This is a genomic window from Cronobacter turicensis (genome assembly GCF_041222865.1).
In the GTDB taxonomy this organism is placed as follows: domain Bacteria; phylum Pseudomonadota; class Gammaproteobacteria; order Enterobacterales; family Enterobacteriaceae; genus Cronobacter; species Cronobacter turicensis.
Genome location: NZ_CP165997.1, coordinates 21,084 through 37,624, shown reverse-complemented (window position 1 = coordinate 37,624; position 16,541 = coordinate 21,084). Strand labels below are relative to the sequence as shown.

15 protein-coding genes are annotated in these 16,541 nt (G+C 58.8%); 9 read left to right on the top strand and 6 right to left on the bottom strand.

The window, feature by feature from the left end; translation table 11 throughout:
- Nucleotides 1-32: 32 nt before the first annotated feature.
- From dtd to AB8W27_RS00150, 5 genes are all read right to left on the bottom strand, one after another.
- Nucleotides 33-470, bottom strand: a complete 438-nt coding sequence (gene dtd, locus AB8W27_RS00170; RefSeq protein WP_015742978.1) for a D-aminoacyl-tRNA deacylase — start codon at nt 468-470, stop codon at nt 33-35.
- Nucleotides 467-1,336, bottom strand: a complete 870-nt coding sequence (locus AB8W27_RS00165) for a virulence factor BrkB family protein (protein ID WP_015742979.1) — start codon at nt 1,334-1,336, stop codon at nt 467-469. The genes dtd and AB8W27_RS00165 overlap by 4 nt, the downstream gene beginning before the upstream one ends.
- Nucleotides 1,330-1,929 carry a glucose-1-phosphatase gene (gene yihX / locus AB8W27_RS00160; protein ID WP_015742980.1) on the bottom strand — a complete coding sequence of 200 codons (600 nt, stop codon included), beginning with the start codon at nt 1,927-1,929 and terminating at the stop codon, nt 1,330-1,332. The genes AB8W27_RS00165 and yihX overlap by 7 nt, the downstream gene beginning before the upstream one ends.
- A 109-nt stretch (nt 1,930-2,038) precedes the next feature.
- Nucleotides 2,039-2,845: a DeoR/GlpR family DNA-binding transcription regulator gene (locus AB8W27_RS00155; protein WP_041924073.1), complete on the bottom strand. Its 807-nt coding sequence runs from the start codon at nt 2,843-2,845 to the stop codon at nt 2,039-2,041.
- Between the two features lie 36 nt (nt 2,846-2,881).
- Complete coding sequence (locus tag AB8W27_RS00150) at nt 2,882-3,781, bottom strand: sugar kinase (protein WP_041924074.1); 900 nt, start codon at nt 3,779-3,781, stop codon at nt 2,882-2,884.
- Nucleotides 3,782-3,992: 211 nt separating this feature from the next.
- Here AB8W27_RS00150 and yihU point away from each other — a divergent pair, with 211 nt between their 5' ends.
- The 9 genes from yihU (at nt 3,993) to ompL (ending at nt 14,588) form a co-directional block, all read left to right on the top strand.
- Nucleotides 3,993-4,892 carry a sulfolactaldehyde 3-reductase gene (gene yihU, locus AB8W27_RS00145; protein WP_015742983.1) on the top strand — a complete coding sequence of 300 codons (900 nt, stop codon included), beginning with the start codon at nt 3,993-3,995 and terminating at the stop codon, nt 4,890-4,892.
- Between the two features lie 24 nt (nt 4,893-4,916).
- Nucleotides 4,917-5,792: a sulfofructosephosphate aldolase gene (yihT, locus tag AB8W27_RS00140; RefSeq protein WP_015742984.1), complete on the top strand. Its 876-nt coding sequence runs from the start codon at nt 4,917-4,919 to the stop codon at nt 5,790-5,792.
- Nucleotides 5,793-5,806: 14 nt separating this feature from the next.
- Entirely contained in the window at nt 5,807-7,048 is a 1,242-nt protein-coding gene (gene yihS / locus AB8W27_RS00135) for a sulfoquinovose isomerase (RefSeq protein ID WP_041924075.1), read from the top strand.
- Between the two features lie 28 nt (nt 7,049-7,076).
- The gene (locus AB8W27_RS00130) at nt 7,077-7,943 is read left to right on the top strand and encodes an aldose-1-epimerase (protein WP_015742986.1); all 867 of its coding nucleotides are present in this window, start codon (nt 7,077-7,079) and stop codon (nt 7,941-7,943) included.
- A 49-nt stretch (nt 7,944-7,992) separates the two neighbouring features.
- Nucleotides 7,993-10,023, top strand: coding sequence for an alpha-glucosidase (locus tag AB8W27_RS00125; protein ID WP_041924076.1), 2,031 nt, complete (start codon nt 7,993-7,995; stop codon nt 10,021-10,023).
- Between the two features lie 12 nt (nt 10,024-10,035).
- Nucleotides 10,036-10,908 carry a sulfite exporter TauE/SafE family protein gene (locus tag AB8W27_RS00120; protein WP_041924077.1) on the top strand — a complete coding sequence of 291 codons (873 nt, stop codon included), beginning with the start codon at nt 10,036-10,038 and terminating at the stop codon, nt 10,906-10,908.
- Between the two features lie 32 nt (nt 10,909-10,940).
- The gene (locus AB8W27_RS00115; protein ID WP_041924078.1) at nt 10,941-12,347 is read left to right on the top strand and encodes an MFS transporter; all 1,407 of its coding nucleotides are present in this window, start codon (nt 10,941-10,943) and stop codon (nt 12,345-12,347) included.
- 49 nt (nt 12,348-12,396) lie between these two features.
- Nucleotides 12,397-13,827: an MFS transporter gene (locus tag AB8W27_RS00110; RefSeq protein WP_015742990.1), complete on the top strand. Its 1,431-nt coding sequence runs from the start codon at nt 12,397-12,399 to the stop codon at nt 13,825-13,827.
- 74 nt (nt 13,828-13,901) lie between these two features.
- Entirely contained in the window at nt 13,902-14,588 is a 687-nt protein-coding gene (ompL, locus tag AB8W27_RS00105; RefSeq protein ID WP_015742991.1) for a porin OmpL, read from the top strand.
- Between the two features lie 84 nt (nt 14,589-14,672).
- Here ompL and typA read toward each other — a convergent pair whose 3' ends face one another.
- Entirely contained in the window at nt 14,673-16,496 is a 1,824-nt protein-coding gene (gene typA, locus AB8W27_RS00100) for a ribosome-dependent GTPase TypA (protein ID WP_007729500.1), read from the bottom strand.
- Nucleotides 16,497-16,541: the final 45 nt, after the last annotated feature.

Genomic DNA, 16,541 nt, shown 5'->3' with positions numbered 1-16,541 from the left:
TCTTGTTGTCCGCGACCACGATGGCATCTGGTTCATATCTGCAACCAGAACGTCACGGGGCCGTCATTCGTTAGTGAGACCTGCATATCAGCGGCGAAACGTCCTGTTTCTGTGGTGATGCCCGCGGCCCGGCAACGGCTGACAAAATAGTCATAAAGGGCTTGCGCCTGCTCAGGCGGCGCGCCGCGCGAAAAGCTTGGGCGCAGGCCTTTCTCGGTATCCGCCGGCAGCGTAAATTGCGACACCACCAGCACGCTGCCGCCAGCCTGCTGCACGTTCAGGTTCATTTTGCCCTGCTCGTCGCTAAAGATGCGATAGCCCAGCACGCGCTCGCACAGTCGGTTCGCTTTCTGCTCGTCGTCTTCTTTTTCGACACCCAGCAGGACTAAAAGTCCCGGCCCGATCTCACCCGTCACTTCTTCTCCCACGCGCACGCTGGCGTGAGTCACACGTTGAATTAATGCAATCATACGGATTCAGCTTCTTCTCTGGCGGCCTGTCTTAACTGGCGATAATCCCCGAGAGTGACAGTAATTTCCGCGCCAAGCAAGACGATGCACCAGGTCCAGTAGACCCAGAGAAACAGGATAGGGATCACCGCCAGCACGCCGTAAATCAGCTGATACGAAGGGAACATCGTGATGTAAAGGGCGAAGCCTTTTTTGCCAAGCTCAAACAGCAGCGCGGCCACCAGCGACCCAATCAACGCATCACGAGCCGGCACGCGCGTGGTAGGCACCACGCTGTAGAGCAGCCAGAACGAAAGCCACGACAGCAGCAACGGAAAAATACGCAGCACTTCGTCAATCATGGTCGTAAAGCCGCTCGCCCAGCGCAGCGACAGCAGATAAGAACTAATCACCAGGCTTGCGCCCGCGAGCAGGGGGCCAAGCGTCAGGATCATCCAGTACACCGCGAAGGAGTAAACCTTTGGGCGTTTACGGGTGCTGCGCCAGATCGTGTTCAGCGCGCTGTCGATGGCGTACATCAATAGCAGCGAGGTGACAATCAGCCCCAGTGCGCCAACGGCCGTCATCTTGCTGGAATTGGCAACGAACTGCTCAATATAGCGCTGAATAATGTCGCCCGTGGCGGGCATAAAGTTGGCGAAAACAAAATGGCGTAGCTGAAGACTGACGTCGGAAAACATCGGGAACGCGGCGAACAGCGCGAAAATCACCGCCACAAACGGCACGAGCGAGAGCAACGACACATACGCCAGGTTTCCGGCAAGCGTCGTCATATTATCTTCATCGATCCGCGCCCATAGCAGCTTAAGCCAGGCGAGCAGCGGCCCGGTACGACGGGCCGCTTTTTGATGAACGGATTTTAACATGCAGGATTCGAGAAATAGTTAGGCACGGTTTTACGGTCAGTCACCAGCACGCTGGTAATGCCCGCCTTGCGCGCGCCGTCGATATTCGCTTCGTTATCGTCGAAAAACACGGCGTCGCGAGCGCTAAAGCCTTCCTGCTCCAGCACCTTCTGGTAGATTTCCGGCGCCGGCTTGCGCATCCCCATCTCCTGAGAGAGATAGATAGCGTCGGCGGCGGCCTGCACTTGCGGATACTGTTCCGGCCAGTACGTGGTATGCAGCCGGTTGGTGTTGGACAGCACCACCACGCGATGCCCCTGCTCGCGCAACTGCTGCATGATAGTAATCACTTCGGGGCGCAGCCCGACGAATACCGCCTGCCAGCCCGCGGAGAACTGTTCAAAGCTCAGCGGCAATGCCATCTCCTCGCATAACGCCTTCGCGAAATCCTCATCGCTCAGCTCGCCGCGCTCGTGCTGATGAAACGCCTCGCCCATGGAGAAACTTTGCCGCAGATTCGCCAGCGGCACGCGGCTGTAATCACTCCAGACGCCCAGCACGCGGTTAAAGTCGATATCGACAATGACATTACCTAAATCAAAGATATAGAGCATGACTCACTCTCCTTTCGGGCCATGTGAAAGTTAACTGTAGCGAGAAAGCCGAACTTTGACTATGTGCTAACGCGCGGGTTTTGCATCGCCCGCGCGTAGAGGGAAGAAATTAGCGGTCGGTGTTGTCGTCGCCAGACGGCGATTCCGCCTGCACCAGCTCGACCTGATGGGCTTTCAAAATACCGCTCAGCGATGCGCCAGGCTGCCGGTCGGTAAAGAGCGCCGTGGCCTGCGAAAGGTTGCCAATACTGACGGCGGCCGAGGCGTGGTATTTCGTATGATCGGCCGCCAGTAAGATGTGCCGCGCGTGGGCCATCATGGCTTTCACCACGTTCGCCTCGTTCACATCAAACTCCAGCAGCTCGCCATCGCTCTCAATCGCGCCGACGCTCGTTATCAGATAATCCGCACGAAACCCTTCCACAAAGGCCGCCGCACCAGGGCCGATAATACCGCCGTTGTGCGGGCGCAGCGTCCCGCCGGGCACCATCACCTCAAAGCGGCTATTTTTATAGAGAATATGCGCCACGCGCAGGCTGTTGGTGATAATGCGCAGATGACTATGATTCAGCAGCGCGCGCGCAATCTGCTCCACCGTCGTGCCGATAGTGATAAACAGCGTTGAGCCATCCGGCACATAATCGGCGATCGCCTGGGCTATGGCGATTTTCTCGTCGGTCATGGAGATTTCGCGCTGCTCAAAGGCGGTATTCACGACGCTTGAAGCGCGCCCCGCGCCGCCGTGATGCCGGGTAATTAGTCCCTGTTCGCTTAGCTTGCGAATATCGCGCCGCACCGTCTGGGTGGAAACGTCCAGCAGTTGCGCCAGCTCGTCGATATTCATATATCCCCGCTCGGCGATAAGCCCGATCAGCTGATCGTGGCGCGGGTTGCCCGTCACTCCGGTAAGGCTCATGAACGATCCCCTTAAAATCATTGCTCGCCGGGCATTTTATACAAAAAGTGACAGGAAAGAGCGGGTTTGATCACAGTCGGGGATCCCGGCGCGCCCGCCAGGACGGGTGCATTTCAGCGCGGCGACGGCGCTGGCAAAGCGCACCGCCTCCTGCGGCGACTCGCCGCGAGCCAGCATCACCGCCAGCGCGCCGTGAAAAACGTCGCCCGCGCCGGTGGTATCCACCGCCTCGACCGTGAACCCCTGCTGGCGGCGCAGCGTGTCGTCATCTTCCAGCCACAGACACCCTTCTTTGCCGAGCGTGACGTAAACATGACCGCGCGTGAGCGTTTTTGTCGATTTGAGTCCGTCTTCTGGCGACATGCCGGGCGCCAGACGCGCCAGCCCCGGCGCCGAGAATGCGGCATGATCGCTCAACGCCACCAGCGAGCGGATATCCTGCGGCGTGACGTCGCCATCGAGCAGCGTCATCACCCCAGCCCGGCGCGCCAGCGTTAGCGCGCGCGTCGCGCCTTCATGCCAGCGCACATCCGCCAGCACCGCGTCGTAGCCGCTGAAATCGATGCTATCGAGCCAGGCGGCGTCATCGGGCAAATCGGGGCTTGGGTAGTTAACAATTACCCTTTCGCCCGCGGCATCCACAAGGATGGCCGACTGCGACGAACGCGCCCCTTTTACCTGCCGCGCCCGCGTCGTGTTCACGCCCAGCGATTCCAGCTCCGCCAGCAGTTGCGCGCCCGTCGCGTCATCGCCGACGCGCCCGATAAAATCAACCTGCGCACCCAGCCGCGCCGCCGCCACGGCCGCCGTTGCCGCCGGGCCGCCGCCCACTTCGCGGTACTGTTGCGCCACATATTTGCCGCCCTCATGGGGCAGGGCTTCCAGTGTATAAATGCGATCCTGTACGGCAATACCCACACACGCGATGCGAACCATAGCTTCCTCTCTGTTTGCGCTGAGGGCGGGCCTGCGCCCGCCACTGTTCCTGTCAATCAACATAGCGGCATTTTAATTTCCCCGGATCGTAAAAAAGTGACACCTGTCAATTTTTTGACTTTAAATTACAAATACGCTCATAAACAGACAGAAATAATCCATGTCGTATGACAAAAATGACATTCCGCTTTTACGCTGACAGGAGCAAGTTATGGCGACGATTGCATTTATCGGGCTGGGGCAGATGGGCGCGCCGATGGCGGCAAACCTGCTGCGCCACGGACACCGGTTGCAGGTTTGCGATGTGAATACCGGGGCTGTGCAAACGCTGGCCGCCCAGGGCGCGGTGGCGTGCGCAACGCCACAGGCCGCCGCCCAAAACGCGGAATTCGTGATAACCATGCTGCCGAATGGCGATCTGGTGCGCGAGGTGCTGCTTGGCGATAACGGCGTCTGCCAGTCGCTCTCCCGCGAAGCGCTGGTTGTCGACATGTCCACCATTCACCCGCTGCAAACCGACAAGCTGATTCACGATCTCGCCGCGCGCGGCTTCGGCATGATGGATGTGCCGGTGGGCCGCACCTCCGATCACGCGAAATCCGGCACGCTACTGCTGCTGGCGGGCGGTACGCCGGAGCAGGTGACGCGTGCCGAGCCGGTGCTGATGGCGATGGGCTCGGAGCTCATTCGCGCAGGCGGGCCGGGGATGGGCATTCGCGTCAAGCTTATCAATAACTACATGAGCATTGCGCTCAATGCGCTCTCCGCCGAAGCCGCCGTGCTGTGCGAAGCGCTGGGGCTTTCATTCGACGTGGCGCTCCAGGTGATGAACGGCACGCCCGCCGGCAAAGGCCACTTCACCACCTCGTGGCCCAACAAAGTGCTCAAAGGCGATCTCTCGCCCGCTTTCATGATTGATCTTGCCCATAAAGATTTAGGCATCGCGCTGGACGTGGCGAATCAGCTGCACGTGCCGATGCCGCTTGGCGCCGCCTCGCGCGAAGTGTACAGCCAGGCGCGCGCCAGCGGGCGTGGTCGCCAGGACTGGTCCGCGATTTTAGAACAGGTGCGCATCAGCGCCGGGCTGACGCCGCGCCAGGCCACGCTTTGACATTACCCCTGAAGGAAAACGTTAATGGAAAAATATACCCTGAAAGAGATTGCCCGCCCGTCCGGCGGTTTCGCCATGCTGGCGGTGGATCAGCGCGAAGCGATGCGCCTGATGTTTGCCGCCGCAGGCGCGGCGACGCCGGTCGCCGATGCCGTACTGACCGATTTTAAACTCAACGCGGCGCGCATTCTCTCGCCATACGCGTCCGCCATTCTGGTGGACCGCCAGTTCTGCTATCCGCAGGTGGTGGAGCAAAAGGCCATCGCAGACAGTTGCGCGATGATTGTCGCCGCCGACCAGTTTATCCCGGGCAACGGTATTCCCGTCGACAGCGTGACGCTGGATGACGCCATCGACGCGCAGGCGGTGCGCCAGCACGGCGGCAAGGCGCTCAAGCTGCTGGTGCTCTGGCGCAGCGATGAAGATCCGCAGCAACGCCTCGCCATGGTGAAAGCCTTCAATGAGAAATGCCACGCGCAGGGGCTGCTTAGCATCATCGAGCCGGTGGTGCGCCCGCCGCGCCGCGGCGACAAGTTCGACCGCGAACAGGCGATTATCGCGGCGGCGAAAGAGCTCGGCGACAGCGGAGCGGATCTCTACAAAGTCGAGATGCCGCTTTCCGGACGCGGCGACGCGCAGGCGCTGTTAAGCGCGTCGCAGAAACTCCATGACCAGATCAATATGCCGTGGGTGATCCTCTCCTCCGGCGTCGATGAAAAGCTCTTTCCGCGTGCCGTGCGCATCGCGATGAGCGCGGGCGCCAGCGGTTTTCTTGCCGGGCGCGCCGTCTGGTCGTCGGTTATCGGGCTACCGGATACCGACATGATGTTGCGCGACGTGGCGCTGCCGAAGCTACGTCGCTTAGGGGAAGTTGTGGACGACATGATGGCTCGCCGCTGAAAGGAGAACAAACAATGAAATGGTTTAACACACTGAGTCACCACCGCTGGCTGGAACAGGAAACCGACCGTATTTTCGCGTTTGGCCGCAACGCCGCCGTACCCACTGGCTTTGGCTGGCTGGGGAATAACGGTCAGGTGAAAGAGGAGATGGGCACGCATCTGTGGATCACCGCCCGTATGCTGCATGTCTACGCCGTCGCCGCGCTGATGGGCCGCCCTGGCGCTTACGCGCTGGTGGAGCATGGCATTAACGCCCTCAACGGCCCGCTGCGCGACAAGCAGTATGGCGGCTGGTACGCCTGCGTGAATGACAAGGGCGTGATGGATGCCTCCAAACAGGGCTATCAGCATTTCTTCGTACTGCTCGGCGCAGCCAGCGCCGTCACCACCGGCCATCCCGCCGCTCGCGCGCTGCTGGATGACGCCATTGCGGTGATCGAGAAACATTTCTGGAGCGAAGAAGAGCAAATGTGCCTGGAGTCGTGGGACGAGGCGTTCACCGAGACGGAAAACTACCGGGGCGGCAACGCCAATATGCATGCCGTCGAAGCATTCCTCATCGTCTACGACGTCACTCAGGAGAAGAAATGGCTGGATCGCGCGCTGCGCGTCGCCTCGGTCATCATTCACGATGTCGCCCGCAAAGGCGATTACCGCGTCAATGAGCATTTCGACACCCGCTGGAACCCCATCCGCGATTACAACAAAGAGAACCCGGCTCACCGGTTCCGTGCTTATGGCGGCACGCCAGGCCACTGGATCGAATGGGGGCGCCTGATGCTACATCTGCGCGCCGCCCTGCTGGCGCGCGGCGATGCGGCCCCGGAATGGCTGCTTGAGGACGCGAAAGGCCTGTTTAACGCCACGATCCGCGACGCCTGGGCGCCCGACGGCGCAGACGGATTTGTCTATTCCGTGGGCTGGGACGGCAAACCGATTGTTCGCGAACGCGTGCGCTGGCCGATCGTCGAGGCGATGGGCACCGCCTGGGCGCTCTACAACGTCACCGGCGATCCGCAGTATGAAGCCTGGTATCAGAAATGGTGGGACTACTGCATGCAATACCTGATGGATTACGAAAACGGCTCATGGTGGCAGGAGCTGGACGAAAACAATCAGGTGACCACCAAAGTCTGGGACGGCAAACAGGATATTTACCATCTCCTGCACTGCCTGGTGATCCCTCGTCTGCCGCTCGCGCCGGGTCTTGCGCCTGCGGTCGCGGCCGGGTTGCTTGACAGCCTCGTGAAATAACGCGGCGACACCACGCGAGGAGACGAGAATGCATAAAAGCGGCACCACCATTGCGTTAACGGCAGGTGAATGGCAGGCAGAGATCGTGACGGTCGGAGCGGGGTTGGCCTCGCTGACGCGGCGTCAGCGCCACGTCGTGATCCCGCACCCACCTGAGGCGATGCCGCTCGCGCATCTGGGTAAAGTGCTGATGCCCTGGCCGAATCGTATCGCCGACGGGCGCTTTACCTTTGAGGGCCAGACGCTGACGCCCGCGATTAACGATCGCGTCGGCAATACGGCCATTCACGGGCTGCTGGCGTGGCATAACTGGGCTATCCGCGAGCAAAGCCCCACGCACGTGGTGCTGAGCGCCTTTTTGCCGCCGACCTATGGTTACCCTTTTATGCTGACGGCGGACGTCACGTATCAGCTTGATGAGGATGCGGGCCTGCGCGTGCGTATCGCAGGCACCAACGCGGGCGATGCCCCGGCGCCCTACGGCGTCGGGCTTCACCCTTACCTGACCTGCAATCTGCATGACATCGGCGCGTGCGAACTCACGCTGCCTGCCGCAAAGACGCTGGAGGTCGACGCCGCGCGGCTTCGCCCCGCCGGGGACGAAGGGCTCGATTTCCGTACCCCGCGTCTCATTGCCGACACGCCAATCGACCACACCTTCAAAGCGCCGTCTCGCGCCCGCTGGGAGGCAAGGTTGTCGCACGCCACGATGTCGGTCTGGCTGCGGGCCGAAGCGCCGTGGATACAGGTCTATTCCGGCGAAAAGCTGGGCCGTGTCGGGGTCGCCATCGAGCCGATGAGCTGTCCGCCCAATGCGTTTAATTCAGGCATTGATCTGGTCAGGCTAACGCCTGGCCAGACGCACACCCTGAACATAGAGATCGGCGGCGAATAAGCAAAACAACACCGCCTTACTGACTGATTACCCTACACCGGAGGTCTTCATGGCTTCGTCACACATTCAACTGATTTCCCGCGACGACGGGTTTACGTTGTCGTACCAGCAAAGAACGATCCTGCGCCATACCCCTCAGACGCCGTGCCTGTGGGCAGGCGCGGGCGAAGCGGATATCGAGATGTTCCGCGGCAATTTCAGCATCCAGGACCGGCTCAACGAAAAAATCGCCCTGACGCAGGCGACCGTCAGCGAGCGACCTTCCGGCTGGCTCATTCGCTTTACTCGCGGCGATGCGGTCGGCGCCACGCTTGAGGTGAGCACCGACGACCACCAGCGCCTGGTGCTTAAACTCAACAACGACGCTCCCGCTCACAACCGGCTCTGGCTACGGCTGGCGGCGCAGCCGGACGATCATATTTACGGCTGCGGCGAGCAGTTCTCTTACTTTGACCTGCGCGGCAAGCCGTTCCCGCTGTGGACCAGCGAACAGGGCGTCGGCCGCAACAAACAGAGCCACGTCACCTGGCTTGCCGACTGTAAAGAGAACGCCGGCGGCGACTATTACTGGACTTTCTTCCCGCAACCGACCTTTGTCAGCACCCAGAAGTACTACTGCCACGTCGATAACAGCGGCTATATGAATTTCGATTTCAGCGCGCCGCACTACCATGAGCTGGCGTTCTGGGAAAACCAGGCGACGTTGCGCTTCGAATGCGCGCCGACTTACATCGAACTGCTGGAAAAGCTCACCGCGCTGCTGGGCCGCCAGCCGGCGCTGCCGGACTGGATTTATGATGGCGTGATGCTCGGCATTCAGGGCGGCACCGAGGTTTGCCAGCAGAAACTCGACGTAATGCGCCGCGGCGGCGTGAAGGTGAACGGTATCTGGGCGCAGGACTGGTCCGGCATCCGGATGACCTCTTTCGGCAAACGCGTGATGTGGAACTGGAAGTGGAACCGCGACCTCTACCCGCAACTGGACGCGCGCATTCAGGAATGGCAGCGCGAAGGCGTGCGGTTTCTTGCCTATATCAACCCGTATGTGGCAAGCGATCGCGACCTGTGTGAAGAGGCCGCGGCGCGTGGTTTTCTGACAAAAGATGCCGCAGGCAAGGATTATCACGTCGAGTTTGGCGAGTTCTACGCAGGCGTCGTCGATCTGACCAACCCGGAGGCATACGCCTGGTATAAAGAGGTCATCAAAAAACAGCTTATTGAGCTGGGCTGCGGCGGCTGGATGGCCGACTTCGGCGAATATCTGCCGACCGACACACACCTGCATAACGGCGTCAGCGCGGAGATTATGCATAACGCCTGGCCTGCGCTGTGGGCGCAGTGCAACTACGAAGCGCTTGAGGAGACCGGCAAACTCGGCGAGGTGCTCTTCTTTATGCGCGCCGGTTATACCGGCAGCCAGAAATATTCAACGATGATGTGGGCAGGCGATCAGAACGTCGACTGGAGTCTCGATGACGGGCTCGCCTCAGTGGTCCCCGCCGCGCTGTCGCTGGCGATGTCCGGGCACGGTCTGCACCACAGCGATATCGGCGGTTACACCACGCTGTTTGAGATGAAGCGCAGCAAAGAGTTGCTGCTGCGCTGGTGCGATTTTAGCGCCTTTACGCCGATGATGCGCACGCATGAAGGTAATCGTCCCGGCGATAACTGGCAGTTCGACGGCGACGCTGAAACCATCGCGCATTTCGCCCGCATGACGACGATTTTCACCACGCTCAAACCCTATATCAAACAGGCGGTGGCGCAAAACGCCCGAACCGGGCTGCCGGTGATGCGTCCGCTGTTTTTGCACTATGAGGACGAGCCCCGCGCCTACACGCTGAAATATCAGTACCTGTTTGGCCGCGATCTGCTGGTCGCGCCAGTGTATGAAGAGGGCCGTCAGGACTGGACGCTGTGGCTGCCTGACGATCGCTGGGTGAACGTCTGGACGGGCGAAACGCACGGCGGCGGCGACCTCACCGTAGACGCGCCGCTCGGCAAACCGCCCGTGTTCTACCGGGAGGGCAGCGAATGGCAGTCTCTTTTCGCCACGCTGCGTCAGATAAACCCCATGTAAAAAGGAAAAATCATGGGCTTCTTTACCCTTTTCACCCCGGATGGCCTTGCGCTCGGCAACGGTACGGTCATCGCAATTATCGGCATCATGTTTTTGTATACCTTCGTTGGGATCTGCGCCGGCTTTGGCGGCGCACTCACCACGATGCCGCTGATAACGCTGCTGCTGCCGTTAAAAATGGCGGCGCCTATGTCGGTTATCGTGGGCACGGCCACCGCGCTGTACGCGACCTGGCTTTCACGCAAGGAGACGCAATGGAAGTCGGCGCTGGTGCTCATTGTCTTCTCATTTGTCGGCGTGCCGGTGGGCCTTTATGCCCTTGCGAGTCTGCCCGATCAGATAATGAAGCTCGGGCTCGGCGGCTTTTTGATTCTCTACTCTTTCTACAGCCTGTTTATTCCCAGGCTGCCGGTGTATGACAAAAACTGGATTGCCATGCCGACGGGCGTTATCGCCGGCGCGTTAGGCTCGGCATTCTCTACCAACGGGCCGCCGGTGGTGGTCTACGGGATGTTGCGAAACCTGGCGCCCGCCGCGTTTCGCGGTACGCTCAACGCCTTTTTCACGGCGAATAATGCCGCTATTGTCGGCGGGCTCGCCACCAGCGGCATCTTAACGCTCTCCACCCTCAAGCTGGTGCTGTTTTGCATTCCCACCATGATCCTCGGCTCGTTTGTGGGTCAGTACGTTCATCAACGTATTTCCGTCAGGGTATTCCGGGTGATGGTCTTTCTGCTGCTTATCGCCTCCGGGGCGATGCTCATCAAAGGCGCGCTGGGGATTTCCACGCTGAGCGCGCTGGCGCCGCCCTTCGGGGTCCTCGCGGTTTTACAGCTTCTGTTTGGCAAGAAGGTCGCGGCCATCCGGGCCGCGGATCAGACATAACGCGTCGCCTGCGTGTGCGATGGAGAAAAACAATGTCTCAGACGAATACCGTTCAGAATCACGACGTAGCCACGCTGCGTTTGCCTTTTAAAGAAAAACTCGCCTATGGAATGGGCGATCTGGGCTCCAATATCCTGCTGGATATTGGCACGCTGTATCTGCTGAAGTTCTATACCGATGTGCTGGGGCTGCCAGGCACTTATGGCGGCATTATTTTCCTGATTGCCAAGTTCTTTACGGCGTTTACCGATATGGGCACCGGCATCATGCTCGATTCGCGCCGTCGGATCGGGCCAAAGGGCAAGTTCCGGCCCTTTGTGCTGTACGCCGCGTTTCCGGTAACCCTGCTCGCTATCGCGAATTTCGTCGGCACGCCGTTTGAGATAACCGGTAAAGCCGTGATGGCGACGGTGCTGTTCATGCTCTACGGGCTGTTCTTTAGCATGATGAACTGCTCGTATGGCGCGATGGTGCCTGCCATTACGAAAAACCCGGACGAGCGCGCGTCGCTTGCCGCGTGGCGTCAGGGCGGCGCGACGCTCGGGTTACTGCTCTGTACCGTCGGGTTTGTGCCGGTAATGAATCTCATCGACGGCAATCCGCAGCTGAGTTATATCTTCGCCGCCACGCTGTTTTCGCTCTTCGGCCTGCTCTTTATGTGGTGGTGCTACGCGGGCACGCGCGAGCGGTATGTGGAAGCCGCAGCCACCAGCCCGGCGCACAAGCCGGGGCTGCTGGCGTCGTTTCGCGCCATCGCGGGCAACCGGCCGCTGTTCGTACTGTGCATCGCCAATCTCTGCACGCTCGGCGCGTTTAACATCAAACTCGCTATTCAGGTCTATTACACCCAGTACGTGCTCAACGATCCGATTCTGCTGTCGTACATGGGCTTCTTCAGCATGGGCTGCATTTTTATCGGCGTTTTCCTGATGCCGGGCGCGGTGCGGCGCTTTGGTAAGAAGAAAGTCTATATCGGCGGACTGCTGATCTGGGCCGTGGGCGATGTGCTTAATTACGCCTTCGGCAGCGGTTCAGTGAGCTTTGTGACGTTCTCCTGCCTCGCGTTTTTCGGCTCGGCGTTTGTGAACAGCCTGAACTGGGCGCTGGTTTCCGACACGGTGGAGTATGGCGAGTGGCGCACCGGCGTGCGCTCGGAAGGCACGGTCTATACCGGCTTCACGTTCTTTCGAAAAGTCTCCCAGGCGCTGGCCGGGTTTTTCCCTGGCCTGATGCTGACGCAAATCGGCTATGTGCCGAACGCCGTACAGTCGGCCGCCACGACCGAAGGCCTGCGCGAGCTGATTTTCATCTGGCCGTGCGTGCTGGCGGTGGTGACGATTGTCGCCATGGGCTTTTTCTACAACCTTAACGAGAAGATGTACGTGCGGATTGTGGATGAACTGGAAAACCGTAAGCGGGCGTTTTCGCCCGGCGCGTAACCATCACGGCGCCCGCGCCAGGCGCGGGCCCTCGCTTTGAGGAACGGCTATGACGGCATTCACGAATCAGGACCCGCTGACGCTCCGGCTGAGCCTGCGGGAGAAGTTTTCTTACGGCATGGGCGATTTCGGCTCCAACCTGATGCTGTGCATCGGGACGCTTTATCTCCTGAAATTTTATACCGATGAGCTTCACCTGCCCGCGTTTTACGGCGGCGTGATTTTTCTGGTGGCGAAGTTTTTCACGGCGCTGACCGATATGCTGACCGGCGTGCTGGTGGATTCCCGTCGAGCGCCCGGCCCACGCGGTAAATTCCGGCCTTTTATTCTTTTTGCGTCGTTCCCGGTGGCGCTGGTGGCGACGGCGCAGTTTATCGCCAACGATCTGCCGCTGACCATGAAAACCGCGTTCGCCACGGTGTTGTTTATGCTGTTTGGCCTGTTTTACAGCCTGATGAACTGCTCGTATGGCGCGATGGTGCCCGCCATCACTAAAAACCCGCAGGAGCGCGCGCATCTCGCTGCATGGCGCCAGGGCGGCGCGACGCTCGGGCTGTTGCTGTGCACCGTCGGCTTTATGCCGATTCAGTCGCTGTTCGCCGCGCGCCCGTCGCTGGGCTACCTGACGGCGGCGCTGATTTTCGCCAGCGTCGGGCTTATCAGCATGCTGTGCTGCTACCGCGGCGTGCGCGAGCGCTACGTGGAAGTGGTGCCCGCCGGGCATAAGCCAGGGATGCTGAAATCGTTCTGCGCGATTTTCCAGAACCCGCCTCTCCTGGTGCTGTGCATCGCGAATCTCTGCACGCTGGCGGCGTTTAATATCAAGCTCGCGATCCAGGTCTATTACACCCAGTACGTGCTTAACGACCTGCATTTACTGTCGTGGATGGGCTTTTTCAGTATGGGCTGCATTCTGGTCGGCGTGTTTATGGTACCGGGCGCGGTGAAGCGTTTTGGCAAAAAGCAGGTCTATCTCGGAGGGCTGGCGCTCTGGGCGCTGGGCGATATTTTCAATTACGTCTGGGGCACGACGTCGCTGAGCTTTGTGCTATTTTCCTGCATGGCGTTTTTCGGCACCGCGTTTGTGAACAGCCTGAACTGGGCGCTGGTGCCGGACACGGTGGATTACGGCGAATGGAAAACCGGCATTCGCGCCGAAGGCTCGGTCTATACCGGCTATACGTTCTCGCGCAAGATTTCCGCCGCGCTGGCGGGGTTTCTGCCCGGTATTATGCTCACGGAGATTGGCTATGTGCCGAATGCGCTGCAAACGCCCGGGACGCTTGATGGCCTGCGCCAGCTAATTTTCCTCTGGCCCTGCGGGCTGGCGCTGGCTGCCGCCGTTATCATGGGTCTGTTTTATAAGCTCAATGAACAGCGCTTCGCCTTTATTATTGAGGAAATCGCCAGGCGGAAGAAATATGTCGCCGCCGCCCCGGAAGTCAACACCGACAATAAAGCGTCAGCCGTCACTTTATAACGATAAACATTTACGCTCCTCCCCTTCTGTTTACAGAGGGGGCGGCTTTTCTGTACGTGTTATAGGGAAATACTATGAAGAGAATCGCAACCGCACTGCTCTGTTCGTCTGTGCCCTGCGCGGCTTTCGCGGGAGCTTATGTCGAAACTCGTGAAGCGTATAACACCGCCTCGGAATTGCACGAGGTTATCCTGCGCGTGGGCTATAACTTTGATATGGGTGCCGGTCTGATGGCCACCAATGCCTACAATGTAGGGAAATGGGACGAGATCAAGCACAGCTATAATGAAATCGAAGGCTGGTATCCGTTATTTAAACCCACGGAAAACCTGACGTTCCAGCCCGGTGGGCTGATTAATGACAGTATCGACGGCTCTGGCGGCGCGCTCTATTTAGACACCAACTATAAATTTACGCCCTGGTTTAATCTGACCGTCCGCTATCGTTATAACCACAATAATTACGATACGCCGGACTTTAATGGCCAAATGGATAAAAACGACACGCATGAATTCGCCAATTACTGGAATTTTAACGTCACGGATAAGCTCGCGTATACATTCGAGCCGCACTTCTTTCAGCGGGTGAATGATTACCACAGTAAAAACGGCAAAGATCACCACTGGGAAATCACCAACGGCTTTCGCTATAAACTCGATCAGCACTGGCTGCCCTACCTTGAGTTGCAGTGGCTGGACCGCTGGAATGACTATCACCGTGAACAGTACCGGCTCCGCCTGGGGTTACGGTATTCGTTCTGACATAAAAAAAGCCGCTGAAGATTCAGCGGCTTTTTATTCATACCGGGCGGCGCGAACGCCTGCCCGGTTTACGGATGCGCCGTATTACTCTTCTTTCGCACCGCGCATGGCACGCTTACGATCGTTTTCCGTCAGGTGACGTTTACGGATACGCACAGACAGCGGAGTCACTTCAACCAGTTCATCGTCATCGATGAATTCCAGCGCCTGCTCCAGCGTCATTTTGATCGGCGGAACCAGAACCGTCGCTTCGTCCGTACCGGACGCGCGCATGTTGGTCAGTTTCTTACCGGTCAGGCAGTTTACCGTCAGGTCGTTAGAACGGCTGTGAATACCGATGATCTGGCCTTCATAGACTTCAGCACCGTGACCCAGGAACAGCTTGCCGCGATCCTGCAGACCGAACAGCGCGAACGCTACCGCTTTACCCTGACCGTTGGAGATCAGTACGCCGTTGTTACGCTGGCCCACTTCGCCCGGACGGATATCGTCGTAGTGGCTGAAGGTGGAGTACAGCAGACCAGTACCGGAGGTCATGGTCATGAACTCAGAACGGAAGCCGATCAGGCCACGGCTTGGGATCACGTAGTCGAGACGTACGCGGCCTTTGCCGTCCGGATTCATGTTTTTCAGGTCGCCTTTACGCTCGCCCAGCGCCTGCATCACAGAACCCTGGTGCTGTTCTTCAACGTCCAGCGTCACGTTCTCGAACGGCTCTTGTTTACGGCCGTCGATTTCACGGAAGATAACTTTCGGACGGGAAACCGCCAGTTCGAAACCTTCACGACGCATGTTCTCGATAAGAACAGACAGGTGCAGTTCGCCACGACCCGACACGCGGAACGCGTCAGCATCTTCGGTCTCTTCAACGCGCAGCGCCACGTTGTGCACCAGCTCTTTGTTCAGACGGTCAAGGATCTGACGAGAGGTAACGTATTTACCTTCTTTACCGCAGAACGGAGAGGTGTTGACGTTGAAGTACATAGAAACGGTCGGTTCATCAACGGACAGCGCCGGCAGCGCTTCGACATTCTGCGGATCGCAGATGGTGTCGGAGATGTTCAGCTCGCCAAGACCGGTAATCGCGATGATATCGCCAGCTTCCGCCAGATCGGTATCGATACGCTCCAGACCCAGGTGGCCCAGCACTTTACCGACTTTACCGTTACGGGTTTTGCCTTCGCTATCAATGATAGTGACCTGCTGGTTCGGCTTCACTTTACCGCGTTTGATGCGGCCGATGCCAATGACGCCAACGTAGTTGTTGTAGTCCAGCTGGGAGATCTGCATCTGCAGCGGGCCGTCGAGATCGACGTCCGGTGCCGGTACATGGTCAACAATCGCCTGATACAACGGGGTCATGTCTTCAGCCATGTCGCTGTGGTCCAGACCTGCGATACCGTTCAGCGCGGATGCGTAAACGATAGGGAAGTCCAGCTGTTCGTCGGTCGCGTCGAGGTTAACGAACAGGTCAAAGACCTGATCCACAACCCAGTCAGGACGCGCGCCCGGACGGTCAACCTTGTTGATAACCACGATAGGTTTCAGGCCATGGGCAAATGCTTTCTTGGTCACGAAGCGCGTTTGCGGCATGGGGCCGTCAAATGCGTCAACCACCAGCAGCACGGAATCAACCATGGACATTACACGTTCAACTTCACCACCGAAGTCGGCGTGCCCTGGGGTATCAACGATATTGATACGGTAATCATTCCATTTGATCGCGGTGTTTTTCGCGAGGATGGTAATCCCACGCTCTTTCTCCAAATCGTTGGAGTCCATCACGCGCTCTTGAGTTTCAGCACGTTCGTCGAACGTACCGGATTGCTGCAGCAGCTTGTCAACCAGGGTCGTTTTACCATGGTCAACGTGCGCAATGATGGCGATGTTACGCAATTTTTCGATCACAACTTTGCCTCAGGCATTAGAAATAGCGCGTTATTGTACACGTAT

Coding starts and splice junctions, on each gene's coding strand:
- AB8W27_RS00155 (WP_041924073.1), bottom strand. CDS start 2,845: ATGAGCCTTACCGGAGTGACGGGCAACCCGCGCCACGATCAGCTGATC.
- AB8W27_RS00150 (WP_041924074.1), bottom strand. CDS start 3,781: ATGGTTCGCATCGCGTGTGTGGGTATTGCCGTACAGGATCGCATTTAT.
- AB8W27_RS00120 (WP_041924077.1), top strand. CDS start 10,036: ATGGGCTTCTTTACCCTTTTCACCCCGGATGGCCTTGCGCTCGGCAAC.
- AB8W27_RS00125 (WP_041924076.1), top strand. CDS start 7,993: ATGGCTTCGTCACACATTCAACTGATTTCCCGCGACGACGGGTTTACG.
- dtd (WP_015742978.1), bottom strand. CDS start 470: ATGATTGCATTAATTCAACGTGTGACTCACGCCAGCGTGCGCGTGGGA.
- yihU (WP_015742983.1), top strand. CDS start 3,993: ATGGCGACGATTGCATTTATCGGGCTGGGGCAGATGGGCGCGCCGATG.
- AB8W27_RS00115 (WP_041924078.1), top strand. CDS start 10,941: ATGTCTCAGACGAATACCGTTCAGAATCACGACGTAGCCACGCTGCGT.
- AB8W27_RS00110 (WP_015742990.1), top strand. CDS start 12,397: ATGACGGCATTCACGAATCAGGACCCGCTGACGCTCCGGCTGAGCCTG.
- yihX (WP_015742980.1), bottom strand. CDS start 1,929: ATGCTCTATATCTTTGATTTAGGTAATGTCATTGTCGATATCGACTTT.
- ompL (WP_015742991.1), top strand. CDS start 13,902: ATGAAGAGAATCGCAACCGCACTGCTCTGTTCGTCTGTGCCCTGCGCG.
- yihT (WP_015742984.1), top strand. CDS start 4,917: ATGGAAAAATATACCCTGAAAGAGATTGCCCGCCCGTCCGGCGGTTTC.
- AB8W27_RS00130 (WP_015742986.1), top strand. CDS start 7,077: ATGCATAAAAGCGGCACCACCATTGCGTTAACGGCAGGTGAATGGCAG.
- yihS (WP_041924075.1), top strand. CDS start 5,807: ATGAAATGGTTTAACACACTGAGTCACCACCGCTGGCTGGAACAGGAA.
- AB8W27_RS00165 (WP_015742979.1), bottom strand. CDS start 1,336: ATGTTAAAATCCGTTCATCAAAAAGCGGCCCGTCGTACCGGGCCGCTG.